General features: G+C 61.0%; 22 protein-coding genes, 1 tRNA gene and 1 pseudogene. 18 read left to right on the top strand and 6 right to left on the bottom strand.

Going from position 1 to position 22,163, the window contains the following annotated elements; translation table 11 throughout:
• Positions 1-26 precede the first annotated feature (26 nt).
• Positions 27-1,706, bottom strand: a complete 1,680-nt coding sequence (locus ACQ4WP_RS13130) for an AMP-binding protein (protein ID WP_436521224.1) — start codon at positions 1,704-1,706, stop codon at positions 27-29.
• Between the two features lie 146 nt (positions 1,707-1,852).
• On the opposite strand from ACQ4WP_RS13130, the gene ACQ4WP_RS13135 reads away from it, so the two are divergent.
• Together ACQ4WP_RS13135 and ACQ4WP_RS13140 are read left to right on the top strand one after the other, a co-directional pair.
• A complete protein-coding gene (locus ACQ4WP_RS13135; RefSeq protein WP_436521226.1) occupies positions 1,853-4,213 on the top strand; it encodes a DNA polymerase II in 2,361 nt (786 codons plus the stop codon).
• A gap of 264 nt (positions 4,214-4,477) precedes the next feature.
• Positions 4,478-5,794, top strand: coding sequence for an enoyl ACP reductase FabMG family protein (locus ACQ4WP_RS13140; protein WP_436521228.1), 1,317 nt, complete (start codon positions 4,478-4,480; stop codon positions 5,792-5,794).
• Positions 5,795-5,853: 59 nt separating this feature from the next.
• Here ACQ4WP_RS13140 and ACQ4WP_RS13145 read toward each other — a convergent pair.
• Positions 5,854-6,573: pseudogene (locus ACQ4WP_RS13145) on the bottom strand (SDR family oxidoreductase).
• Positions 6,574-6,745: 172 nt separating this feature from the next.
• Here ACQ4WP_RS13145 and ACQ4WP_RS13150 point away from each other — a divergent pair.
• From ACQ4WP_RS13150 to ACQ4WP_RS13205, 12 genes are all read left to right on the top strand, one after another.
• Positions 6,746-6,832, top strand: a tRNA-Leu gene (locus tag ACQ4WP_RS13150).
• A 175-nt stretch (positions 6,833-7,007) separates the two neighbouring features.
• A complete protein-coding gene (locus ACQ4WP_RS13155; protein WP_436521230.1) occupies positions 7,008-8,228 on the top strand; it encodes a tyrosine-type recombinase/integrase in 1,221 nt (406 codons plus the stop codon).
• A 77-nt stretch (positions 8,229-8,305) separates the two neighbouring features.
• Positions 8,306-8,959 carry a hypothetical protein gene (locus ACQ4WP_RS13160; RefSeq protein WP_436521232.1) on the top strand — a complete coding sequence of 218 codons (654 nt, stop codon included), beginning with the start codon at positions 8,306-8,308 and terminating at the stop codon, positions 8,957-8,959.
• A gap of 50 nt (positions 8,960-9,009) precedes the next feature.
• On the top strand, positions 9,010-9,213 hold the full coding sequence (locus ACQ4WP_RS13165; RefSeq protein WP_436521234.1) for a helix-turn-helix transcriptional regulator: 204 nt from the start codon (positions 9,010-9,012) through the stop codon (positions 9,211-9,213).
• Positions 9,210-9,896, top strand: a complete 687-nt coding sequence (locus ACQ4WP_RS13170) for a Rha family transcriptional regulator (RefSeq protein ID WP_436521236.1) — start codon at positions 9,210-9,212, stop codon at positions 9,894-9,896. Before ACQ4WP_RS13165 ends, ACQ4WP_RS13170 begins: the two co-directional genes overlap by 4 nt.
• Positions 9,893-10,489 (top strand): hypothetical protein, encoded by a 597-nt coding sequence (locus tag ACQ4WP_RS13175; protein ID WP_436521238.1) that lies wholly within the window; start codon positions 9,893-9,895, stop codon positions 10,487-10,489. The genes ACQ4WP_RS13170 and ACQ4WP_RS13175 overlap by 4 nt, the downstream gene beginning before the upstream one ends.
• Complete coding sequence (locus ACQ4WP_RS13180; RefSeq protein WP_436521240.1) at positions 10,486-10,818, top strand: hypothetical protein; 333 nt, start codon at positions 10,486-10,488, stop codon at positions 10,816-10,818. Before ACQ4WP_RS13175 ends, ACQ4WP_RS13180 begins: the two co-directional genes overlap by 4 nt.
• Positions 10,818-11,000, top strand: coding sequence for a hypothetical protein (locus ACQ4WP_RS13185; RefSeq protein ID WP_436521242.1), 183 nt, complete (start codon positions 10,818-10,820; stop codon positions 10,998-11,000). The genes ACQ4WP_RS13180 and ACQ4WP_RS13185 overlap by 1 nt, the downstream gene beginning before the upstream one ends.
• Positions 10,997-13,174 carry an AAA family ATPase gene (locus ACQ4WP_RS13190; RefSeq protein WP_436521243.1) on the top strand — a complete coding sequence of 726 codons (2,178 nt, stop codon included), beginning with the start codon at positions 10,997-10,999 and terminating at the stop codon, positions 13,172-13,174. Before ACQ4WP_RS13185 ends, ACQ4WP_RS13190 begins: the two co-directional genes overlap by 4 nt.
• The gene (locus tag ACQ4WP_RS13195) at positions 13,171-13,680 is read left to right on the top strand and encodes a hypothetical protein (protein ID WP_436521245.1); all 510 of its coding nucleotides are present in this window, start codon (positions 13,171-13,173) and stop codon (positions 13,678-13,680) included. The genes ACQ4WP_RS13190 and ACQ4WP_RS13195 overlap by 4 nt, the downstream gene beginning before the upstream one ends.
• A gap of 169 nt (positions 13,681-13,849) precedes the next feature.
• Complete coding sequence (locus ACQ4WP_RS13200; RefSeq protein WP_436521247.1) at positions 13,850-14,920, top strand: tyrosine-type recombinase/integrase; 1,071 nt, start codon at positions 13,850-13,852, stop codon at positions 14,918-14,920.
• 526 nt (positions 14,921-15,446) lie between these two features.
• Positions 15,447-16,145: an SET domain-containing protein-lysine N-methyltransferase gene (locus ACQ4WP_RS13205; RefSeq protein ID WP_436521249.1), complete on the top strand. Its 699-nt coding sequence runs from the start codon at positions 15,447-15,449 to the stop codon at positions 16,143-16,145.
• Here the strand turns inward: ACQ4WP_RS13205 and ACQ4WP_RS13210 are convergent.
• The 4 genes from ACQ4WP_RS13210 to ACQ4WP_RS13225 all read right to left on the bottom strand — a co-directional run bounded on the left by ACQ4WP_RS13210 (position 16,135) and on the right by ACQ4WP_RS13225 (position 19,082).
• Positions 16,135-16,701, bottom strand: a complete 567-nt coding sequence (locus tag ACQ4WP_RS13210; protein ID WP_436521251.1) for a recombinase family protein — start codon at positions 16,699-16,701, stop codon at positions 16,135-16,137. The two genes, ACQ4WP_RS13205 and ACQ4WP_RS13210, sit on opposite strands and share 11 nt — an antisense overlap.
• 283 nt (positions 16,702-16,984) lie before the next feature.
• Positions 16,985-17,668 (bottom strand): HNH endonuclease, encoded by a 684-nt coding sequence (locus ACQ4WP_RS13215; protein ID WP_436521253.1) that lies wholly within the window; start codon positions 17,666-17,668, stop codon positions 16,985-16,987.
• A 373-nt stretch (positions 17,669-18,041) separates the two neighbouring features.
• Positions 18,042-18,620 (bottom strand): NnrU family protein, encoded by a 579-nt coding sequence (locus ACQ4WP_RS13220; RefSeq protein WP_436521255.1) that lies wholly within the window; start codon positions 18,618-18,620, stop codon positions 18,042-18,044.
• Between the two features lie 69 nt (positions 18,621-18,689).
• The gene (locus ACQ4WP_RS13225) at positions 18,690-19,082 is read right to left on the bottom strand and encodes an Imm10 family immunity protein (protein ID WP_436521257.1); all 393 of its coding nucleotides are present in this window, start codon (positions 19,080-19,082) and stop codon (positions 18,690-18,692) included.
• Between the two features lie 146 nt (positions 19,083-19,228).
• Here ACQ4WP_RS13225 and ACQ4WP_RS13230 point away from each other — a divergent pair, with 146 nt between their 5' ends.
• The 4 genes from ACQ4WP_RS13230 to ACQ4WP_RS13245 all read left to right on the top strand — a co-directional run bounded on the left by ACQ4WP_RS13230 (position 19,229) and on the right by ACQ4WP_RS13245 (position 22,113).
• Entirely contained in the window at positions 19,229-19,645 is a 417-nt protein-coding gene (locus ACQ4WP_RS13230) for a GNAT family N-acetyltransferase (RefSeq protein ID WP_436521259.1), read from the top strand.
• A 7-nt stretch (positions 19,646-19,652) separates the two neighbouring features.
• Complete coding sequence (locus tag ACQ4WP_RS13235) at positions 19,653-20,399, top strand: M56 family metallopeptidase (protein ID WP_436521261.1); 747 nt, start codon at positions 19,653-19,655, stop codon at positions 20,397-20,399.
• Between the two features lie 66 nt (positions 20,400-20,465).
• Entirely contained in the window at positions 20,466-20,966 is a 501-nt protein-coding gene (locus tag ACQ4WP_RS13240; protein WP_436521263.1) for a hypothetical protein, read from the top strand.
• A 310-nt stretch (positions 20,967-21,276) separates the two neighbouring features.
• Positions 21,277-22,113: a universal stress protein gene (locus ACQ4WP_RS13245; protein ID WP_436521265.1), complete on the top strand. Its 837-nt coding sequence runs from the start codon at positions 21,277-21,279 to the stop codon at positions 22,111-22,113.
• Positions 22,114-22,163 lie beyond the last annotated feature (50 nt).

The raw sequence follows: 22,163 nt of genomic DNA on the forward strand, positions 1-22,163 counted from the left end.
GCCCCGGTGTTTTTTTATGCCATGCCTTATTCCGTGCCCAGCCCCAGGTCCGTCGCCACCTGCTGGCGCAGCAAGTATTTCTGGATCTTGCCCGTCACCGTCATGGGGAACTCCTCGACGAAGCGCACATAGCGGGGAATCTTGTAATAGGCGATCTGCCCGTCACAAAAGGCACGGATATCCTCGCTGGTGGCCTGCGTGCCCGGACGCAAGATGATGCAGGCGCACAACTCCTCGCCATACTTGGCGTCCGGCACGCCCACGCATTGCACGTCGAGCACGCTTGGATGGCGGTACAGGAATTCCTCGACTTCGCGCGGGTAGATGTTTTCGCCGCCACGGATGACCATGTCTTTCGAGCGGCCGACGATGCTGCAAAAGCCGCTCGCGTCGATCACGGCCAGGTCGCCCGTGTGCATCCAGCGCGCCGTGTCGATGGCTTCAGCAGTTTTTTCCGGGTCGCCCCAGTAGCCCTGCATCACGGAATAGCCCCGCGTGAGCAATTCGCCCTTTTCGCCGCGCGGCACGATGCGCCCTTCCGCATCGATGATTTTCACTTCCAGGTGCGGATGAACGCGGCCGATGGACGAGACGCGCATTTCACGCGGGTCTTCGATCGAAGTCTGGAAGCTGACGGGCGACGTTTCCGTCATGCCATACGCAATGGTGATTTCCGCCATGTGCATCAACTCGATGACGCGCGTCATGACTTCCATCGGGCAGGGCGAGCCGGCCATGATGCCGGTGCGCAAATTCGACAGATCGTATTGCTTGAAATCAGGATGATCGAGGATGGCGATGAACATGGTGGGCACGCCATGCAAGCCCGTGCAGCGTTCGGCCTGCACGGTCTCGAGCACGGCTTTCGGATCGAAGCCTTCGCCGGGAAACACCATGGCTGCGCCATGCGTGACGCAGGCCAGGTTGCCCAGTACCATGCCGAAGCAGTGGTACAGGGGCACGGGAATGCACAAGCGGTCCTGTGGCGTGAGGCGCATGGCTACACCGATGAAAAAACCGTTGTTCAGGATATTGTGGTGCGTCAAGGTGGCGCCCTTCGGCGCGCCCGTGGTGCCGGACGTGAACTGAATGTTGACGGCGTCGTCAAACTGCAAGGTGGCGCTGACTTCTTCCAGGTGCGCCAGGTCGGCGTCGGAGATACCCTCCATCAAGGCGTCAAAGTTGTGCATGCCTGGCGTGGCGGCCGCGCCCAGGCGGATGACGTGGCGCAATTGCGGCAGGCGCGGCGACTGCAGGGCGCCCGCACGCGAACGGGCGATTTCCGGCACCACGTCCTGCACGATGGCCAGGTAGTCGCTGGACTTGAAGCTGGGCGACAGGATCAGCGCGCTGCATTGCACCTTGTCGAGCACGTATTCGAGTTCCGAGCGCCGGTACGCTGGGTTGATGTTGACCATGATCAATCCGGCTTTCGCCGTGGCGAACTGCGTCAGCACCCATTCGGCGCAGTTTTGCGACCAGATGCCGACTCTGTCGCCCGGCTGCAAGCCCAGCTTCAGCAAGCCGGCGGCCAAACGGTGCACGCGCTGCTGGAATTCGGCATACGTCCAGCGCACGTTCTGGTGCGCCACGATCAGGGCGTCGTGCTGGCCGTAGCGGGCGGCAATACCATCGAGGTAAGCGCCTATCGTTTCGCCGATCAACGGCGTCTCGTGGGCGCCGTGTACATAACTCATTGCTTGCATGCTGTCTCCAGGGTATTGGCGCGACGCGCTCTTGTTATCGTCTTCGATGCAGAAAATTATAGCCGCAACCACCCCCACCCTGCACCGGCTTGCTGTAATGTGCAGGCCGGTGCCACACTATCCGGGCACGACACGGACACGAAGGCATGGACAGCACAGCACCCCCTCCCGCACAGGGTTTTATCCTGACCCGCCACTGGCGCGACACCAGCGCCGGCACGGAAGTCGATTTTTGGCTGGCAACGGACGCCGGCCCCCGCCACGTGCGTCTGCCCGTGCAGACGGCGGTCGCCTTCCTTCCCATGGAGCAGCAGGAACAAGCGCAACAGCTGCTGCGCGGCGAGCGCCATGCCGAGCTGCGCCCCCTGTCGCTGTGCGATTTTCATCATCGCCCCGTACTGGGCCTGTACTGCAAGCAATACCGGCACTTGCTGAAGCTGGAAAAGCAGCTGCGCGCGCACGGCGTCGATGTGTACGAAGCCGATATCCGCCCGCCCGAGCGCTATCTGATGGAGCGTTTTATTACAGCGCCGGTGTCGTTCAGCGGAGAAACCCTGCAGGAAGTGCAGCTGAGGCCGGCGCCCGGCTACCGCCCCACCTTGAAACTGGTGTCGCTCGATATCGAGACGACGGCGCACGGCGAGCTGTATTCGCTGGCACTGGAAGGCTGCGGCCAGCGCCAGGTGTACATGCTGGGGCCGCCAAATGGCGGCGCTGAAGTACTCGACTTCGACCTGGAATACTGCGACACGCGCGCGCAGATCCTCGAGCGCCTGAACACGTGGATGGAAGAGCACGACCCGGACGCCATCATCGGCTGGAACCTGGTGCAGTTCGACTTGCGCGTGCTCAAGGAACATGCCGAGCGCTATCAAATACCCTTGCGGCTGGGGCGCGGTGGCGCCGTCATGGAATGGCGCGAGCATGGCGGCAAGCAGGAACACTATTTTGCCGCTGCGGCGGGCCGTTTGATCATCGACGGCATCGAAGCCTTGAAGTCGGCGACGTGGAATTTCTCCTCGTTCAGCCTGGAAAACGTGGCGCAAACGCTGTTGGGCGAAGGCAAGTCCATCGACAATCCCTACCAGCGCATGGCCGAGATCGATCGGCGTTTCCGTGAGGATAAGCCGGCGCTGGCGCACTACAACCTCAAGGATTGCGAACTGGTCACGCGCATCTTCGCCAAGACCGAGTTGCTGACCTTTTTGCTGGAACGAGCCAGCGTGACGGGCCTGGCTGCCGACCGCAGCGGCGGCTCCGTGGCCGCCTTCGAACACCTGTACTTGCCGCTGATGCACCGGCAAGGCTACGTTGCGCCCAACCTGGGCGATGTCTCCGGCGAAAACAGTCCGGGCGGCTTCGTCATGGATTCACAGTCGGGCCTGTACGATTCCGTGCTGGTGCTCGACTATAAAAGCCTGTACCCGTCCATCATCCGCACCTTTTTGATCGACCCGGTGGGTCTGGTGGTAGGCACCAGCGGCGACGAAGCCGATACCGTGCCCGGCTACCGAGGCGCGCAGTTTTCGCGCGTGAAACACTGCCTGCCCGCCATCGTGCAACAGGTGTGGCAGGGGCGCGAGACGGCCAAGCGCGAGCGTAACGCCCCCCTGTCGCAAGCATTAAAAATCATCATGAACGCGTTTTATGGCGTGCTGGGTTCGAGCGGCTGCCGCTTTTTCGACCCGCGCCTGGCCTCGTCGATCACCCTGCGCGGCCATGACATCATGCACCGCACGCGCGAGCTGATTACCGAGCAGGGTTACCAGGTCATCTATGGCGACACGGATTCCACGTTTGTGTGGCTGAAAACGGCGCATAGCGACGAAGCGGCGAGCAAGATCGGCCGCGTCCTGGTGGCGCACGTGAACGCCTGGTGGGAGCGGCATCTGCGCGAAGAATTCGGCCTCGACAATACGCTGGAGCTGGAATTCGAGACGCATTACCGGCGTTTCCTGATGCCCACCATCCGCGGCTCGGAAGAAGGCAGCAAGAAGCGCTACGCGGGCCTGGTGGGCAAGCCCGACGGCAGCGAAGAGATGGTCTACAAGGGCCTGGAAACGGTGCGCAGCGACTGGACGCCGCTGGCGCAGCAATTCCAGCAAGAGTTATACCGGCGCATCTTCCAGCGCGCCGCCTACCAGGACTATGTGCGCGACTACGTGGCGCGCACCGTGCGCGGCGAATGCGACGCCTTATTGGTCTACCGCAAGCGCTTGCGCCGCCCCCTCGGCGATTACCAGCGCAACGTGCCGCCCCATGTGCGCGCGGCGCGCACGGCCGATGCCTATAACCTGGCGCAGGGCCGACCGCTGCAATACCAGAACGGCGGCTGGATCAGCTATGTCATCACGGTGGCGGGGCCGGAGCCGCTGGAAACGCAGCGCTCGCCCATCGACTACCACCATTACCTGACGCGCCAGCTGCAACCGGTGGCGGACGCGATATTGCCCTTCCTTGGCGATGATTTTTCGCGCCTGGTGTCGGGCCAACAGGATTTGTTTTAGATCAATTTTGCTGACCGGCACGGCCAAGCTGAGGTAATATCGGCGCCTGCCAGGCCAGTCCGCGGGCGCTGTGCGCCGGGGCAGCGTAAAATACGCCATGGCGAAAGAATAAGAGCTCCACCGCAGAAGAAGATGCCATTCCAGACGAGAATCATTCGCAACAGGATTTTCCCAGCTGAAATGGCGCATAATTTACAACTATGTTGAACCAGCGGGCAGTAGCATTAGCCGTCTGCCCTGCTAATTTTTGAATGAATTGACACCATGACCGAGATTACGTCCTTGAGAGACATCCCGCAAAAAAATATCTTCCGCAAGGGCGACACCTTTGTGCTGTTCGGCGAGCTGTTCGGCCGCGGCTATGTGAATGGCTTGCTGGACGAAGCGCGCAAGGCGGGCATGCATATCGTCGGCATGACGGTCGGCCGCCGCGATGAAAACATGGCGCTGCGTCCGCTGAACGCGGAAGAGCTGGCCGAAGCCGAAGCCAACCTGGGCGGGCGCATCATCAATGTGCCGCTGATGGCCGGTTTCGACCTCGACGCGCCAGCCGGCGAGCCGACCCCGACGGCCCTGCTGGCCGACATGACCCTGAAAAGCTGGCAAGAAGACAAGCTGGACTGGGCACAAATCGAACGCTGCCGCGAAGCTGGCATCGCCCGCTTCAGCGCTTCCGTGGCAAAAGCCATGGCCGAACTGGACAGCCTGATTCCTGACGGCAGCAATGTGTATTTCGCCCACACCATGGCGGGCGGCATTCCAAAAGTCAAAGTCTTCCTGGCCATCGCCAACCGCATCTACAAGGGCCGCGGCGAGCGCTTCATGTCCTCGCGCGCCCTGCTCGACAGCGATCTGGGCAAGCTGATCCTGATGAACTTCGACGAAGTCACGGCCAACACCCTGCAGCACTTGATCGACGGCAGCGCCGCCATCCGCGCCCGCATCGAGCAAACGGGCGGCCAGGTGCGCTACAGCGCCTACGGCTACCACGGCACCGAGATCTTGATCGACGGCAAATACCAGTGGCAAACGTATAGCAACTACACCCAAGGCCTGGCCAAGAAGCGCCTGGAAAACGTGGCCAAGGCCGCGTGGGAAAAAGGTATCAAGGCGACCGTGTTCAACTGCCCGGAAATCCGCACCAACTCGTCGGACATTTTCGCCGGCGTGGAACTGTCCTTGTTCCCCCTGCTCGTCGCGCTGCAAAAAGAAGGCGGTTCCGCCTGGGCCGATCAGCAATGGGAAGTTTGCCAGGGCTTGCTGGAAGATGGCGTGTCGCTGCAAGACTTGCTGGACCGTATCGCCGCCTACAACGGCGACGCCACCAGCGTGCAGTTCCGCAACTTCGCCGCCTGGCCGATGGACAACACGCCTGAGCTGGCCGAGGTCATGATCGGCACCTCGGACGACATCACCAAGCTGCACAAGGACCGCAAGGAACTGATCACCGACCACCTGAGCTCCCTGGTCCTGGAAGGCACGGGTCCGCTGATGTTCCATGCCATGTCGGAGCCGCAAGCCCCCGTCATCTGGCTCAACCACGACATCATCGCGCGCCAGCTGAACTCCGTGCATAACTGAGCTTGATGTAGCGCAAGCTGCAAGACACCGACGGCCCGGCTCATCCCGGGCCGTCGGCGTTATGCGCGCACGATGGACACGCCGCCATCGGCCAGCAGCGCCGTACCGGTGGTGAAACTCGAAGCATCGGATGCCAGGTACAGCGCCGAGCGGGCGATCTCATCCGGCGTGGCCAGGCACTTCAATGCATGCAAGCCCGCCACCCTCGGGCGTGGCGGCCACCGTGCGCCCCATCGGCGTATCGGTCCCTCCCGGCAACAAGGCATTCACGCGGATGCCCGCCGCGCCATACTCGGCCGCCAGGACCTTCGTCAAGCCGATCACGCCCGCCTTGCTGGCCGCGTACGCCGCCATGTCGACCATGCCCAGCGTATGGCCGACAAACGTGGACGTGAAGATCAGCGAGCCGCGCCGCGCGCCGCCATGGCGGGCAGCTGGTACTTGGCCGCCAGGAAGGCACTGGTGAGATTGGTATCGATCGCCGCTTGCCAGTCTTCCAGGGCAACCTCCGGCGTGGGCCCCATGGGTCCCAGGGTGCCTGCATTATTAAAAGCGATATCGGGGCCGCCAAAGCATTGCAGGGCCAGCGCCACGGCCCCTTGCGCGCACGCGGCATCGCCCACATCGCCGATACAGGCCACGGCTTGCGCGCCGCCGTCCGCCAACTGCGCCACCAGCACCAGCCGCGCGCCATGGCAGACGAACAGCCGCGCCGCCGCATGGCCAATGCCCGAACTGGCCCCCGTGATGATGGCGACCTTGTTTTCCAGTTGTTGCATGGGATATCCCTCCAGGTAGTGAAGGGACACGATAGGACGGCTGGCCAGGCGCGGCACTCCGCTTCTTGCGCTGGAATCGGCGTATTCAAAGATTCTCAATGCTTGTGTAAAACACACGCCAAGCATAAAACTTGCCAGATTGTGACAAATCAGTGATAATGCGTCTCGCGTTGCCGGGATGGCGGAATAGGTAGACGCACGGGACTCAAAATCCCGCGCTGGAAACAGCGTGCCGGTTCGATTCCGGCTCCCGGCACCAAATGATCACGTCATACCGTATTAAGAAACATCAAAACCTGCCCTTCCCATAGGAGGCGCGGGTTTTTTGTTGTCTTGTGTCGTCTTACGACGTAGCATGACAGCGTAAAGTTTTGTCGGTACTTCTGACGGTACTTCTGGATACCGTCAAAAAAAGTACCGTCACGGAGAAAGACATGGCGCTGACAGATACATTCGTAAGACAGGTGAAGCCCACCAAGCCTGCCGGTGACAAGCACACGGACGGCGGCGGCATGTACCTGCTGGTGAAGGAGGCTGGCAAGTATTGGCGCCTGGATTACCGCTTCCTGGACAAGCGCAAGACGCTGGCCTTAGGCGTCTACCCCGCCGTATCGCTGGCCACCGCCCGAAAGCGGCGCGACGAAGCACGCGAGCTGCTGGCCGGCGGCATCGACCCCAGCCAGGCCAAGCGCGATGACCAGCATGCCAAGACGGCGGCCGCATCGCATACCTTTGAGGCCGTCGCGCGGCAGTGGCTGCGAAAAACGCAAGCCGAACGCGCCGAGAGCACCCAGCAAAAGAACACGTCCTGGCTGGAAAAGAATATCTTCCCTGAGATTGGGACGATGCAGATCTCGTCCATCAAACCCCGCGACGTATTGACTGCTCTGCGCAAGATTGAAGCGCGCGGCGCCATCGAGTCGGCCCACAAGATCAAACAGCTGTGCGGCCAGGTGTTCCGGTTTGCGGTTGCATCAGATCTGGCTGAGCGCGATGTTACCGCCGATCTGCGCGACGCGCTGGCCGCCGTGCCTGGCACGCACTATGCCGCCATCACCGAACCCAAGCAGGCAGGCAGCCTCCTGCGCGCCATCTTCGACTACAACGGCCACCCCTACGCCGTGGCGGCGCTCAAGCTGGCGCCGCTGCTGTTCGTGCGCCCTGGTGAACTGCGCGCCGCTGAATGGGCCGAAATCGATCTGGACGATGCACTGTGGCGCATCCCCGCAGTCAAGATGAAGATGAACTTCGATCACCTGGTGCCGCTGTCGACCCAGGCGGTAACGCTGCTGCGCGGCGTGCATGCGATGAGCGGCGCCGGCCGGTATGTTTTCCCCAGCATTCGCACGCAAGATCGCTGCATGAGCGAAAACACCGTCAACGCGGCGCTGCGCGCCATGGGCTACCCGAAGGAGGCAATGACCGGGCACGGCTTCCGCGCCATGGCCAGAACCATCATGGATGAGGTATTGGGTGAGCGTGTCGACCTGATCGAGCACCAACTGGCGCACGCGGTCAAGGACGTGAACGGCCGGGCCTACAACCGCACCAGTCATCTACCGGCGCGCCGGGAAATGATGCAGCGCTGGGCTGACTACTTGGACAAGCTGCGAGTTGGTGCCGATGTTATCAATTTTCGGGGCAGCACCTACTAAATTCGCATCCGCCTATCAGAGGCTATTTCGCCTGATCGACTAGCACCACAACTTATAAATTTTTCCCGAGGACCATAATGAGCGACAACGAAATGCGACCACTCCGTTCAGAGCGCACATCATTTACGGAGGCAGTTTATGTAGTGAGTTCTCTCGCCAGCACATGGGAGCTATGGGGACTTGAAGGGGAATATCCATTTTTTACATATTTTTTCGACGACTTTTGGCGAAGCCAATACACAAATGGAGATGCGCAATTCGATAACCTCCTCAAAACAGAGGATTTATCGCAATGGGAAGGAAAAATTATAAAGCCAGCCTTCAAAGCAGGGTTGGTGCACATGGCAATGATGGAGGTATGTTGCAGTTATGCAATTCAATCCTTGAGAGAGAAAGAAAATAGCGCGGTAGCATGGGCATTTTCTTGCGAGGCTAACATGTGGCTTGGCACAGTACGAGGGCTATCAATAGAGCGCGGGCCCAAGGGTAGCGGATTATCTATACAAGCAAAAAAGGCCGCTGCCGCTAGGCACAAGGAAAATTGGCAAATGAAGCGTGAGATCTGGGACTGGGACGAAAAGCAGGTTGAGTATAAGTCCATAAAAGCCGCCGCAGAAGCAGCAACAGCCAGAAAGTTGGTTCCAGTCACTTTTGATACCGTCCGAGAGTGGATTTCGGAGGGAAGGAAAAACAGGTGTGCCGGCACACCGGATTCACATCGAGTGGAATAAATAGGACAGTACACCCCATTGCCTTACGGCGTATTTGCAAGGGGTGCATCATGGCACAAAGAATTATCCGGCTTGCCGATCTGGCGAGCACCAAAGGCAAACCTGGCAAGCTGCCAGTATCGCCAGACACCATCTGGCGTTGGGTGCGTAGCGGCAAATTCCCCGCTCCGTTCAAGCTGAGTGATCGTGTCACCGTTTGGGATCTCGACCAGGTTGAAGCTTTCATCGTCAAGCGTGCTGGCGGTGCGGCATGAACAGCATGGCCAACATCGGCAGCAACCTCCTCGCACCTGCCAGCACCCTCGTTCATATCCATCAGGGCAAGCCTGTAACCGACTCCTTGGTCATTGCTGGTGAGTTCAAACGACGCCATGACAACGTCTTACAATCGCTCGATGCCCTGATTGCCGATGGCACAATCGGACGCCTAGAATTCAAGGAGTCCTCCTATCTGAGCGGACAAAACAAGGTGCAGCGCAAGGTTGATTTGACTGAGCGCGGCGCCCTGGTGGCAATGCCATTTATCGGCGGCAGGAACTCCAGGCTCGGCCAAGTGCGGCTTGTCGATGCCTTCATGGCGCTGCGCGATGAGAGCGCCGGGCGCCATCTTGTTGACTGGTCCAGTTCGCGCAAAAAAGTTTCGACCAGCTTTCAGGATATGTGCGATGCCCTGCACGAAGTCCGTGCCGAGGCCGGCAAAGCCACCGCCGCGCACCACTACGCCGCCGAGGCCAAGCTGGTCAACTGGGTGCTGTTTGGCCGCTTTGAAGCCGTCGAGCGCGACGACCTGCAGCAAGCTGACTTGCTGCTGATGGAGCGCGTCGAGGCGCGCAATACGATGTGGATTGCGCGCGGCCGGACATATGACCAGCGCAAAGCGGCGCTACCCGGCTTCCTGGCGTCAGTCCGCGCCAAGCCTGCCAGGATTACCCAATGACCGCCCGCGCCGCGCACGCCCGCCCAAAAGGCGCCAATACAAAAAGCTTGACGGCCAGCTCGTTGGCGGTCTATCCTGAAAACGTCGCGAAGAAAAAAGCGACCGGGTTTGACAGCCCGATCAGACAAAGGCGGACATCCGCCACCCGGCGGTATTTTTTCGTCCGTACCACTACGTCTCCTATGAGCGGCAGTGGTGGGGAGGCTTCGGCCTGCCGGTTTCCTTTGTCACCGGTCTGTCAACCCCACCATTTGCTGCTCACCCCGTTTGACAGCGGGTTGCGCGGTTCTACAACCGACAAGGAGGCAATCATGCCAGGCACCACCACACCCCTACATTCCCCATCATCCTCGATCATCGGCACGCTGTCCGTGGATCAGCTTTTCCAGACCGCGTTCTACAACGGCCGCACGCCGCGCAGCCAGGAATACAAGGCCGGCGCCCGCATGGCGCTTGAGCACCGCATCGAGCGCAAGGACTTCGACATGCCGTACCAGGTCGGCACGGCCGCCGCTGATGCCTTCTTTGCCGGCATTGAAGAAGGCAAAACCATCTGGCGCGCTGCCATTGCCAAGATCGGCGGTGCAGCATGAGCACCCGCCATATACAAACACCGGCCAAGCTGCCGCTGGCCGCTGCTGCACACGTGCCGTTTACATTTCTGCACGACAGCCTGAAACATAACCAAGATGCGCAGTTCGTCACTATCGTGATGGACTTCGCCAAGGGGCTCGGCCTATGCCTTGAAATGGCCGCCAGTAGTACGTTGGCCAGGACAATGAATGAAGAGTTACCACTTCTCAACCCGGAAGATACCGACCGCCTTATGCGTTTTGCCACTATGTCGGCTAACTTGATGGCCAGGCATGCTGCCGATCGCATCGACTGGATGAACAAGTATTTGGTAAAGGAGGAAAAATAATGTCTTCCGCACCACATAAGCCCTGGGGCGTTACCTTCGCCGGCGCCACCATTCCCTTCTCCACACGCCCGGAAGCCAAGCGCTTCATCCGCGATCATCACAAAGACGTGGCAGATCGCCGCGGCGGCACCTTCAAGGCTGTCATTGTCCGTATTCCGGCGCCAAAGGAGACTACCCATTGAACGCTTCGCTTTCAAACATCGAGGCGCAGTTTGCCATCGCCATGGCCGGTTATGACCTGGCCCCACCCGATATCGTCGCCGACGGCCAGCGCCACCGCTTCGACGCCCCGGATGACAAGAAGGGCAAGAAGTCGGCCTGGTACATCCTGCACAGCGACGGCGTGCCTGCAGGCGCCTTCGGCAACTGGAAAACCGACCTGTCCGAAAAGTGGTGTGGCAAATCCGACCAGGTGCTGACGCCGGCCGAACGCGCCGAGTACCGCGCACGCATCGACAAGGCCAGACAGGATGCCGAGTTCATGCGCTTGCAGCTGGAAGGCGAAGCAGCGGCCGTGTGCGTGCGCATACTGGCCGGCGCGCGCGATGCCACCGACGACAATCCGTACTGTATCCGCAAGGGCATCAAGCCGTATGGCCTGAAAGAGTTCAAGGACAAGCGCACCCTGATCGTGCCAATACGCGACGCCACCGGCGCCATCACCAGCGTGCAATTCATCTACGAGGATGGCAGCAAGCTCCTCAAGTCGAACGGCAAGGTCAAGGGCTGCTACTACAGCTTTGGCAGCAAGCCTGCCGATACGCTGCTGGTCTGCGAAGGCTTTGCTACTGGCGCCAGTTTGTATGCCGTGACTGGCTACCCGGTGGCCGTGGCCTTCAATGCTGGCAACCTGGAGGCGGTGGCCAGGGTATTGCACGGGAAACTGCCGGGCATCCAGATCATCGTGTGCGCCGATGACGACAGGTTCAAGGAAAGCGGCAATACCGGCCTGATAAAGGCAAAGGCGGCCGCGGCTGCTGTTGGCGGCTTGCTGGCGGTGCCTGTGTTCCAGTCTGACGATGGACAGCCTACCGACTTCAACGACCTGCATGCCCGCGAGGGAAACGAGGCGGTCATGGCGGCAATCAGCGCGGCCGCGCCGCAGGACGGTAGCCATGCCGCGCCGGCGGCGCCGGCGGCCGGGCCAGCAACGAGCTTGACCAACAATCGTTCAATGATCCCGGCGACCGACACGCGCACGGTGAAAATCCGCTGCGCCACCGATATCAAACCGCTGCCGATTACCTGGCTGTGGCCTGGCTGGGTGCCAGCCGGCAAGCTGACCATCCTGGCGGGTGCCGCCGGCACAGGCAAGACCACTTTGGCGCTCGGCCTGGCCTCCGTGCTAACGGCAGGCGGCACCTGGCCGGATGGCAGCGCCTGCAAGCGCAAGGGCAACGTCCTGGTTTGGTCGAGCGAGGACGTGGCCGACGATACCCTGGTGCCGCGCCTGATCGCCTCTGGCGCCGACCTGAGCCGCTGCCACTTTATCGAGGGCATTACGGAAAACGGCGAGAGCGTGCCATTCGATCCGGCCCAGGACATTCCGGAGCTGCACCGCGCGGTGGCCGCCATCGGTGGCGTGAGCCTGCTGCTGATCGATCCTATCGTGTCCGCCGTGGCCGGCGACATGCACCGGGCCAATGATGTGCGCCGCAGCTTGCAAGCCGTGGTGGACTTTGCCGAGGCTCACCAGTGCGCGGTGATCGGCATCACCCACTTTGCCAAGGGCGGCGCTGGCAAGGCACCACAGGACCGGGTTATCGGCTCCCAGGCATTCGGCGCGCTGGCGCGCATGGTGCTGGTGACGGCGAAGGAGGAAGACGGCGCCCGCCGCGTGCTGGCGCGTGCCAAGTCGAACATCGCACCGGATGATGGTGGCGTGGCATACGCCCTGGGCATGAAAACGATTGATGGCGGCATCGAGGCCACGCACGCGGTGTGGGAAGGCGTGATCGAGGGCACGGCGCGGGAAATCCTGGGCGACGTCGAGCACGATGAAAACGATGGTGGCGACGGTGGCCAGCGCGCCGACCTGGAGCGCATGCTGATCGATACCTTGACCGATGCCGGCGGCCGCATGGCCACCAAAGCGCTGCAAGCCGAAATCCGGGATGCTGGACATTCATGGGATGCTGCCAAACGCATCAAAAAATCGTTGGGTATCGAGGCGGTGAAAGCCAGCATGGGCGGCGCCTGGATGTGGTGTTTGCCTGGAGCAATTCCCCGAAGGGAGCACGAAGGGAGCGAAGGGAGCACAGAAAATACAGCGCTCCCTTCGCTCCCTTCGGCGCTCCCTTCGCAAAAGAGGCCAACCAATGTCATACCAATTTCCTCGGTTGAGGTGACGATATGACCCCGACAGGTCTGCTGGCGGAATGCCAAAAAGCAGGCGTCATTGTCGAGATGGTAAATGGCGCTCTCAAACTGAAAGGCCAGCCCGATGCGGTGCATTTCGCCGCAGGCATGCTGCGCCCGTTCAAGGACGACCTGGTGCGATACCTTGATCGACTGACTGCCGAACCGCTCTCCCAAACAGGGGAGCTTCACCAGGCATCGAGCGCGGCACCGGCCGACGATGCTACCTGCGCCCGACTGGCACTGTTCCGTGGCCGAGGCTTGAATCAGGCGGCCGCAATCGCATTGGCCGACCGTCTGGCGCTGCGCGACCAACAGCATGACGAACGGCGGGTATGCCTGGAATGCGCGCACATGGCCGGCACCGTCAACGCCAGGCGCTGCGGACAATGGCGACAAACCCGGATGAAGGGGCCGGCCATGCCAGCCGATCTGGTGGACGTATTGCAGCGCTGTCGCGGTTTTGCGATCCGGGTGCTCCGGGATGGCGAAGCATCACCATGACGGCGCGGCGCGCAAGCCCGGAAACGCTCCGGTAACGCCGCTGTAACGGTGACTGCGTTACTTCGCTGCTGCCAAGCCAGCGGCGCGCGCGGATGCGCGGCCCTGGTGCCGCGCCAGCCGTTGTATCTCACACAGCATTGTCACAGAAAATAACTACGAAAGGAAAAACATGAGCGCAACTTTATTTCGAGTTGGAGAAAGCAAGATTTGGCATTACCGGTACCAGGTGGCCGGCCAGCGCGTCCAGCGCACCACGCGCCTGACGGTGAAGCACGAAGCCGAGATTGTGGCCGCACGGGCCTACGCCGACGCTGTTACCCGGGCGAACGGCGGCAAACCGGTGCCAACGCTGTCCGAACTGTTTGCCGAGTGGCAGCTGGTGCGCGCACCCGTCGCCAGTGTTGCGCATCGCCGTTCGGTGGATGTGATCCGGCGCCTGCATCTTTACGACCTGGGCGATCTGCCTGTGAGCGACATCACCACGCTGCACATCGAGAAAGCGCGCAACCTGCACCTGGTCGACCACAAGCCGGCGTCCGCCAATGCCTGGTTGCGGGTAATCAAGCTGATGGTCAATTGGGCCGTCAAGCGCGAAATACTGCTTCGGTTGCCATGGCGAGTAACCATGTTGAAGGTCCAGAAAGTCCCGCGTGCCATCTTGTCGCTCGCTTCGGCCGGCGCCTGGCTTGCACAGGTCGATGCCGCGACGAAAGACACGCCCGAAGTTGCCGTGGCCATACGGTTGCTGTTCGGCCTGGGCCTGCGCGAGAGCGAGGCCGCCACTGCACGCTGGGAGTGGATCGACTGGGAACGCAAGACCTACACGCCGGGCATCACCAAGGGCCGCGAGGCCGAGCCTTGCCCCATCCAGCCATGGCTGATCGACTACCTGGCGCCCTTGCGCAAAGGCGAAGGCTTGATCGCGCCGCGCGCCGACGGCACGCAGATGCAATCCGGCTATGCCCGTACAGCGATGAAAACCGCGAACGCGAAGTGCCGCATCAAGGGACTCACGCCACACCGCCTGCGCGGCAGCTATGCCACGCTGCTGTCGGAGGCCGGCGCGAACATCCAGACGATACAGGCCGTCATGCGTCACAAGAGCCCCATCACGACGATGGCCTACCTCGAAAAGGATATGGATTGCGTAAAAGCAGCGCAAGCGAGGATGGCTGAGAAGATGGGTTTTGGGCGGCGAGAAAGTGAAACGGCCGCCCTGCCCCCTCCTGCTGAAAAGTAACCACCATGTTTATCGGGAATCATCGGGGATTTTCGGGCCATTTTCACGGTTTTGGGCCATTTTGAGGCAGTTTCGACCATCGGCCCCATTACTGCCAGGGTGGCGATTCGCCCAAAATAGAGCCGAAGCAACGCCGAACACTTTTCACGCGCTTGGGCCACAACATCAGTGGCCCCTCATAGGGAAAAATCCAAGTAGGCCAGCAAGGCATGGAACGCCCTGTTGCGGTGTTTTACCGAAGGCGCGGCGCTATCCGCTCGATGTAAAAGACGGTATGTCGACAAACTTTTACACTCCGTCCTCGGTCACACGTGGGGCGCACTGCTTGATTCGGCTGCGCTCGACGATATTTGACCATCGCTTAAGTTTTTTGCTTGAAGCACGACGCGGCCTTAAGTGCGCACCAAAGCCCCCCTTTGGTGATGGCTTTGGTGAAGGGCCGCGACGTCTTTACCGGGTAGTGCAACGCTGAACGCCGCAGCACCTCCAAAAAAGGAAACATAACCGAAATCAGAAAGTACGATACATGCAACTCGCGACAACGAATGAAACCGATCTCAACGAGATCCGGTATGACTATGAGCGGTGGCTCGTTGAATATGGCTTTTCGCATGAATTTGTGCGTGTGGTGGTGGAAGATTTGAGTGATCACATTGCTATGCCACCCGAGTTCGACGCCTTCGAACTTCGCGCTTCGGCCATCCACGGGCAGGGACTATTTGCCACGCACCTGATATCCGCCGGCGAACTGATTGCTCCGGCCCGAATTGCAAGGAAGCGCACGCATGCGGGGCGTCTCACGAACCATTCAATTCGGCCCAATGCCAAGTTCACTCGGAAGGCAGAGGCAGCCGACAGCGACATGGATATGGTTGCCACCCGTCTGATCGACGCCGGTGAAGAGGTGCTGGTCGACTACCGCCAGGCCAGCAGCGAAAACGGGAATGGGATACGGCCAGACAGGGCCAAGTCGATTGAAACCGTAGTTCTGCGACTGCATCGTAGCGGCTTTACAGGTGTCACCGAGCTTGAGTTAGAGCATTTCCTGACCGGTGTCCTAGTGGCGATCGGCTACATACCATCCGACTTGGTCTCTTGGATATGCGCCGGACGGATCAACAATATGGCCGAACATGTTGGTTACCTACGCGCTGGGCTGTTCGTAGGGAAGATGTTTGCGCTTGGCGCGGTGGCCGGCAAACACTCCTGGCCGATTATGCCTTGAGGATGCGCCCGATGCTGGCACGAGATATATCGTAGGTGCGGGCCAGCTCGCTGATCGACGAACCCTTTGCATGCTGCGCAACGATGGCCAGTCGCTGGCTGTCATTTGTTTTGGTCGGGCGGCCCAACTCCGTTCCTTGCTGCTTGGCGCGCGCCAACCCTGCTTGGGTACGCTCGACCAAAAGATCCCGCTCCATTTCCGCGACGGCGCCCAGCATGGTCAGCATGAGCTTTCCTGCCGGCGAGGTCAGGTCCAACTTGCCGAGCTGCAGCACGATCACCTCGATGCGGCGGGCGGCCAGTGCCTTGATGGTGGCGCCAACGTCCTGCGCATCACGGCCCAGGCGGTCAAGCTTGGATACAACCAGCGTTTCGCCAGCACGTATCTGCTGCTGTAGCTGCGCAAACTGTGGCCGCTGCGCTGCTGGCACCTTTCCCGACACACCCTCGTCTGCAAACCAGTAATCGATCACGATCCCGCCGCGCTCAATCTCCTGGCGCTGGTTCTCGGTGGTCTGGTCTGCCGTGCTGACTCGGCCGTATGCGAAAGTTGCCATTTCTATCTCCAAGGGTGAGCAAACATGTTCAATAACGTGTTCAATATATATGAACATGCCCATAAGTCAAAGGGGTATTTTATGAACATCACTGAGGAGGGGTTTTATCGCCTGTTCATAAACGGTCGTTTTTGAACATCTTGAATCTGTAGGCGCTTAGCAAATCGGACCTGGTCGTTTCTGTATTGGTGAAACATTCGTCGGCAAACGGCTGATTGACTCACGCGCACAGCCAGGCTTCATATCGACCAGGCCGCAATGCTGATGCACCATCAATGGTCAATTAGCTCCTCCAAGCCTTACCACGAAGAATTTGCCCTATCGTTTTCGTAGAAAGCCCGAATCGTTCGGATAGCTGGCTTCTGCTGAGCTTCTCGTCCGAGCTCAGCTTTCGGATCTTCACAGCTTGATTCCAACTGATCTTGCACATCCCGACACCAAGTTGCATTTGCTCTGCTCGGCAAAGCGCCATGAGTGCAGACCGCGTCATAACTTCTAGGTTTTCCTCCGCATTGTTCTCACGATCACCGTCCCGGTGATGAACCACCTCGTCCGATTGCAGTCTTCTGCCAATTCGAGCTTCGACGAGAACAGTGTGGGCAAACCTTCCTTTGTGAGGGCCAGTAGTGTGCTCGACATATCCTGCCGGTGTCACACGAACTCCACGGGCGTGGGCTGCTCCGTAGCGCAGGCCGGCCGCTGATAAGTTGCGCTTCCACTCGTCTGTGAATACGATCTTTCGGCCACGTAACGCCGCCGATATCTTCGGTTTTGCTATTCGCGCGGCCTCGGCTCGTGTGCGGACTGGAATTCGTGCCTTGGTAAGCCATTTTTTGACAGTACGGTTCGATACACCGTACAACTTGCCAATATCAAGCAAACTGCGCTCCTGCACCAAGTACATCTCGCGAAGCACCTTACGACTCGGTGGCCCTTCCTCTACGTGGATGACTGTATGTGCACACATGGTCTTCAATACGCGATCTGCGAATATTTTGAGTCTTCGCGCGAGATGGTCAATCGGCCGCTACCTTATCCGCCACAGCGCCGTCGCGTTTAAGGGATCTGTCGGTAGTTTTATTTTTGACGGTACTTTTGACGGTACTTTTTTAACTCATCCCATCAAAGCCCAGCATCCATGCGCCCTACAATGCCATTTTCGATTCCGGCTCCCGCACCATAGAACATGTTTTGGCAGTACCTGATCAAACCCGCCCATCGCCAGATGCTGCGGGTTTTTTTGCGCCAACGGCTAGCCTCAGTTGCAACCCCGCCTTCCCCCTATCCCACTCCGTATCGATAATGCTGAAACGCACAGAATTGCGCTTGTGCCCATCCGGCTATCCAAACGGCCGCACGCCAAACAGCACGCCATGCAACCAGAATGCCAGCAGCAGCCACAGCACCACGCCCGCGCCGATGGCGAGCAAGGTGCCTTGTACGGTGCCGCGCTGGTACGCGACGCCGGCCGCGCGGTCACGCTGCACGGCGGCATACAGGTCGACCAGCGACCAGACGAGAAAGCTGCCGAACAGCAGCACCTCGGCCACGTTGCCGTTGGCCAGCAGATGCGCCACGGCCCAGAGTTGCGTGCCCAGCAGCATGGGGTGGTGCACCCAGGTCTTGATGTGGTTGCGCGGCACATAGGCCGCCGCCAATAAAATCAGCGAGAACAGCATCAGCAGGCCGCTGGCGTGGCGCAAGCCCATGGGCGGCGCCCACACGACCAGCGCTTGCTGGCGCGCCAGGCCGTAGCCCCAGATGATCAGGCCCAACCCGGCGAACGCCACGAGCGAATACAGCCCCTTCCAGCGTTTTTCGCCGAGGCGCGCCAGCTGGACGCTACGCCAGCCGTCGGCGACGATGCGCACCGAGTGCAAGCCCAGGAACAGCAGCAAACCGAGTATCAGCACCGTCATCGTCTTCTCCCGCAGTCAATACCCGCTATCGAGCATAAACGACACCCAGCCCCATGCCGTCTGCGCAGATCAACGTTCCTCGCGATAGTAATCGCAGCCTTCAAAAATGGTGCGCAGCGCCTGTTGCAGCTGGGCATAGCGCTCCGGCGTCAAGTTAAAACGCACGTCGATCTGACCGTCGTCATCCATCTGCATGGCCGCCTCGGCATCCATCTGCACGGACAAGCGGTTCGGATGCAGGATGACGGCGTGCATGTGGCCATACCACGCAAATTCCTGGCCGCCGTATTCGATGTAGGGCTCGTCCATGCCCATGGCCACGTCCTGCTCGTCATACTCGTCGGCGCGCTGCAGCATCAGGTAGACGGGCTCGCCTTTGCCGGCTGGTGCGGCGAGGGTGGTGATCAGGGCGTCGTCTTCATTGATAACGGACAACTCGGTGGCGGTAAATCCTGCGGACATGGCGTGCTTTCAACAAATGTATGGATGTCGCCACCATAGCGCAAAAGACGCCAGGACAGAATACCCGCGACAAATAAAGCGTGTCGCCCCGGAAGCCCAGCGCCGCCTATAATTGCCGCTCCAAACTATTTCTACAGGAGACCGCCTTGACCGCAGCATCGCCCTACACCACCCGCCTGGCCATTCCCGCCATCGCCACCTATCAGGACCTGCGCGTAGCCGCCGGCCTGAGCGCGAAAACCACCGAGGCGGCGGCCAAGGGCTTGCCACACTCGCTGTTTGCCGTGCAAATCCTGCATGGCGACGAGGTGGTGGGCATGGGTCGTATCATCGGCGATGGCGGCTGCTTCTTCCAGGTAGTCGATATCGCCGTGCTGCCGGTCCACCAGGGCAAGGGCCTGGGCAAGCTCATCATGCGCGAAATCCGCCAGTTCATCGATAGCGACGTGCCGGAAAGCGCGTATGTCAGCCTGATCGCCGATGGCCAGGCGCAAGACCTGTATGCGCAGTTCGGTTTTCAGCACACGGCGCCCGCCTCGGTCGGCATGGCGCTGAAACGCTAGGCGTCCGATGCCGGCCTGGCTGCTATCCACCATGGCGCTGGCGCTGCTGCTGTCGGCCGGCGCCTGGCGCGCCGAGCGCGTGCTGCAGCGGCGCGGGCGCACGACGCGCTGGCTGTGGCTGGCGGCCATGGCCGCGTCCGTGCTGCTACCGCTACCATGGCTGCCGGGCGTGCTGGCGGTCATGCCGGCAGAACAGTCGCAGCTGAAACTGGGCTGGTTTGTCTTGTCGTCGGGCATGCTGCTGCTGTTGGCGCTGCGCAGCGTCTGGCTGCTATCGCACCAGCGCCGCTGGCAAAAATCATCGTTGCTGGGCACGCCCGTATTCCTCAGCGGCGGCATCGGTCCCTGCGTGGCGGGGCTGCTGCGGCCGCGCATCGTGATGCCCGTCTGGCTGCAACTGATTCCTTCCCAGCAACAGGCGCTGCTGCTGGCGCACGCGCAATGCCGGCTGGCCGCGCGCGACCCGCAGCTGCTGGCCTTGGCCTACGCATTGATCGTGCTCATGCCATGGAACCTGCCCCTGTGGTGGCAGCTGCACCGGCTGCGCTTTGCCATCGAAGTCGATTGCGACGCGCGCATGCTGGCGCAAGGCCACGCGCTGCGCGAGTATGCCATCGTCCTGCGCCGGCACGGCCAGTATTATTCTGGCTTGACGGGCGCCGCGCCCATCGTGCTGAGCGACCCGCTGACGCTGCGGCGCCGGCGCCGGATCATGGCCAGATTTACCCGGGGCCAGGCAGCGAACTTGCTATAGTAGCGGCAACACAGCGCAGCGCGCCTGCGCCCCTCCGGCTCCCCCTTCAGAAATCAGAGAGATACCATGCTTTACCTGCTTGCCATCGTGATCGTCATCGCCCTGCTGTATTACGTCTTCAGCGGCCGCACGCCCGTCAAACCGCTGCACAAGCCGCTCGTCTCGGTGCGCCAGTACGTGCCGGTGATACCTGCGGGCGCGCCCGCGCATCACTGGAGCGATGAGGGGCGCTTTGCGTCGGAAGTGGAAAACGAATCGATGTACCAGCCCGCCATCGCCAAACTGGCCGGCGAGCATGGTCCTGGCAATGCGGAAGAAAAATGCCTGGCCCTGCTCGTCTGCGACGATGCCAATCCGTTCCAGGACAAGGCCATCGCCGTCTTCATCGATGGCCAGCTGGTCGGCTACCTGTCGCACAACGACGCCCTGCGCCTGCGCCGCAACCTGGGCCGCCAGGACCTGGTGGGCCAGCTGACCTCGTGCGACGCCGTCATCCGCGGCGGCGGCCTGTGGAATGGCAAGCGTCTGTCGTATGCCGTGTGGCTGGACTTGCAACCCTACAATTAAGTGAACTCCCGCCACGGCCAGCGTTGTTGCGTCACACAAGGAAGTGCCGACACGATGCTGGCGGCGCCGATGCAGACCACTGGAAGTGGCAAGGAGTTCAATGCCATTATGGCTGGCGGCGGGCCAAGCATTTTGATGCACATCAAATAGATCGTCATTTACTGGCGATGGCCTTGCAGATGGCCATGACCCGTGTTTTTTTGACCCATATCAAGCCCAGCATAAGAAAATCCCCGCCCGGCACGGCAATGCTGGACTTGCCCGTGTTGCCGTTCTAGCCTTGTTGCCATCCTGACTAGCGAATGACAACATGGCTTACAAATCCATCCTGGTTCACGCCGACCTGTCGCGCCATGCGCCGCAGCGCATCGCCATCGCCGCGCGGCTGGCGCACGCGCACCAGGCGCACCTGATCGGCGCAGCGATGACGGGCGTGTCGCGCTTTACCCTGGAAAACAACCGCGGCATGCGCGGCGGCGCCGTGGCGGCGCAGATCAACGCCCTGCACGGGCAGGCGGAGCAGGCGCTGGATCAGTTCGAAACGCTGGCGCGCCAGGCCGGCGCCGTCTCGCTGGAACGGCGCCTGATCGAAGATGACGAGGATGGCGGCATGGCCGTCAGCGCCCGCTACAGCGACTTGACAGTACTCAGCCAGCACGACGACAGCGAGGCGCTGCCAGGCGCCATGAGCGACCTGGTGCCGTATGTGATGCTCAACGCGGCCCGCCCCGTGCTGATCGTGCCGCGCAGCGGCCAGTTTGCGGAAGTCAACAACACCGTGGTGGTGGCCTGGGATGGCAGCATGGAAGCGACGCGCGCCATCGGCCACGCCCTGCCCCTGCTGCGCGCGGCGCGCCTGGTGGTGCTGGCCCTGCTGCACCCGCCGGCCGGCCATGCGCAGCCGGCCCGCCATCCGGGTGCCGACATCGCCGCCTACCTGAGCCGCCACGGCGTGCCCGTCGAGGTGCGCCAAACCATCACTACGGGCGACATCGGCGCAGCGCTGCTGGCCATGGCCGCCGAAGTGCATGCCGGCCTCTTGGTGATGGGCGGCTACGGCCACGCGCGCTTCCGCGAAATCCTGCTGGGCGGCGTGACGGAAACGGTGCTGCGCCAGATGACGGTACCGGTGCTGATGGCGCACTGATATGAAAAAAGCCGCGCTACCCTGGCGGATGACGCGGCTTTTGCTGAGCA

This window comes from Janthinobacterium lyxosi, from assembly GCF_051380665.1.
GTDB lineage: Bacteria > Pseudomonadota > Gammaproteobacteria > Burkholderiales > Burkholderiaceae_D > Janthinobacterium.

What these genes read in the sequence shown, in the direction of transcription:
- ACQ4WP_RS13130 (WP_436521224.1), bottom strand. Translation starts at nt 1,706, where the DNA reads ATGCAAGCAATGAGTTATGTACACGGCGCCCACGAGACGCCGTTGATC.
- ACQ4WP_RS13135 (WP_436521226.1), top strand. Translation starts at nt 1,853, where the DNA reads ATGGACAGCACAGCACCCCCTCCCGCACAGGGTTTTATCCTGACCCGC.
- ACQ4WP_RS13140 (WP_436521228.1), top strand. Translation starts at nt 4,478, where the DNA reads ATGACCGAGATTACGTCCTTGAGAGACATCCCGCAAAAAAATATCTTC.
- ACQ4WP_RS13155 (WP_436521230.1), top strand. Translation starts at nt 7,008, where the DNA reads ATGGCGCTGACAGATACATTCGTAAGACAGGTGAAGCCCACCAAGCCT.
- ACQ4WP_RS13160 (WP_436521232.1), top strand. Translation starts at nt 8,306, where the DNA reads ATGAGCGACAACGAAATGCGACCACTCCGTTCAGAGCGCACATCATTT.
- ACQ4WP_RS13165 (WP_436521234.1), top strand. Translation starts at nt 9,010, where the DNA reads ATGGCACAAAGAATTATCCGGCTTGCCGATCTGGCGAGCACCAAAGGC.
- ACQ4WP_RS13170 (WP_436521236.1), top strand. Translation starts at nt 9,210, where the DNA reads ATGAACAGCATGGCCAACATCGGCAGCAACCTCCTCGCACCTGCCAGC.
- ACQ4WP_RS13175 (WP_436521238.1), top strand. Translation starts at nt 9,893, where the DNA reads ATGACCGCCCGCGCCGCGCACGCCCGCCCAAAAGGCGCCAATACAAAA.
- ACQ4WP_RS13180 (WP_436521240.1), top strand. Translation starts at nt 10,486, where the DNA reads ATGAGCACCCGCCATATACAAACACCGGCCAAGCTGCCGCTGGCCGCT.
- ACQ4WP_RS13185 (WP_436521242.1), top strand. Translation starts at nt 10,818, where the DNA reads ATGTCTTCCGCACCACATAAGCCCTGGGGCGTTACCTTCGCCGGCGCC.
- ACQ4WP_RS13195 (WP_436521245.1), top strand. Translation starts at nt 13,171, where the DNA reads ATGACCCCGACAGGTCTGCTGGCGGAATGCCAAAAAGCAGGCGTCATT.
- ACQ4WP_RS13200 (WP_436521247.1), top strand. Translation starts at nt 13,850, where the DNA reads ATGAGCGCAACTTTATTTCGAGTTGGAGAAAGCAAGATTTGGCATTAC.
- ACQ4WP_RS13205 (WP_436521249.1), top strand. Translation starts at nt 15,447, where the DNA reads ATGCAACTCGCGACAACGAATGAAACCGATCTCAACGAGATCCGGTAT.
- ACQ4WP_RS13210 (WP_436521251.1), bottom strand. Translation starts at nt 16,701, where the DNA reads ATGGCAACTTTCGCATACGGCCGAGTCAGCACGGCAGACCAGACCACC.
- ACQ4WP_RS13215 (WP_436521253.1), bottom strand. Translation starts at nt 17,668, where the DNA reads ATGTGTGCACATACAGTCATCCACGTAGAGGAAGGGCCACCGAGTCGT.
- ACQ4WP_RS13220 (WP_436521255.1), bottom strand. Translation starts at nt 18,620, where the DNA reads ATGACGGTGCTGATACTCGGTTTGCTGCTGTTCCTGGGCTTGCACTCG.
- ACQ4WP_RS13225 (WP_436521257.1), bottom strand. Translation starts at nt 19,082, where the DNA reads ATGTCCGCAGGATTTACCGCCACCGAGTTGTCCGTTATCAATGAAGAC.
- ACQ4WP_RS13235 (WP_436521261.1), top strand. Translation starts at nt 19,653, where the DNA reads ATGCCGGCCTGGCTGCTATCCACCATGGCGCTGGCGCTGCTGCTGTCG.
- ACQ4WP_RS13240 (WP_436521263.1), top strand. Translation starts at nt 20,466, where the DNA reads ATGCTTTACCTGCTTGCCATCGTGATCGTCATCGCCCTGCTGTATTAC.
- ACQ4WP_RS13245 (WP_436521265.1), top strand. Translation starts at nt 21,277, where the DNA reads ATGGCTTACAAATCCATCCTGGTTCACGCCGACCTGTCGCGCCATGCG.